The organism is Galactobacter valiniphilus, assembly GCF_003575975.1.
Taxonomy (GTDB): domain Bacteria; phylum Actinomycetota; class Actinomycetes; order Actinomycetales; family Micrococcaceae; genus Galactobacter; species Galactobacter valiniphilus.
The window spans coordinates 1-407 of the sequence record NZ_QQXK01000092.1 but is presented as its reverse complement, the minus strand read 5'-3'; the positions used below and the strand labels follow the sequence as shown (position 1 = coordinate 407).

Annotated in this window: 1 pseudogene; it reads right to left on the bottom strand. The window is 65.6% G+C overall.

What is annotated here, in order from left to right:
• Positions 1–407, bottom strand: a pseudogene (locus tag DWB68_RS15870) (pyruvate dehydrogenase (acetyl-transferring), homodimeric type); the annotation flags it as partial.

The window sequence follows — 407 nt, the reverse complement described above, 5'->3', positions numbered from 1 at the left end:
GCCTTGAGGTCATCCAGGGTCAGCTTCTTCATCTGGTGGGTCGCGTTGCGGCCCTCGAAGTGCGTGCCCAGGCCGTATCCCTTGACGGTCTGCGCCAGGATGACGGTCGGCTGACCCGTGTGCTCGGAGGCAGCCTTGTAGGCCGCGTAGACCTTGTTGTAGTCGTGGCCGCCGCGCTTGAGGTTCCAGATGTCGGCGTCGGAGAGGTCCGCGACCATGTCCTTGGTGCGCGGGTCCTTGCCGAAGAAGTGCTCACGCACGAAGGCGCCGGACTCGGCCTTGTAGGTCTGGTAGTCGCCATCCGGCGTGGAGTTCATGATGTCCACGAGCGCGCCCTCGTCGTCCTTGGCCAGCAGCGAGTCCCACTCGCGGCCCCAGACGACCTTGATGACGTTCCAGCCGGCGCC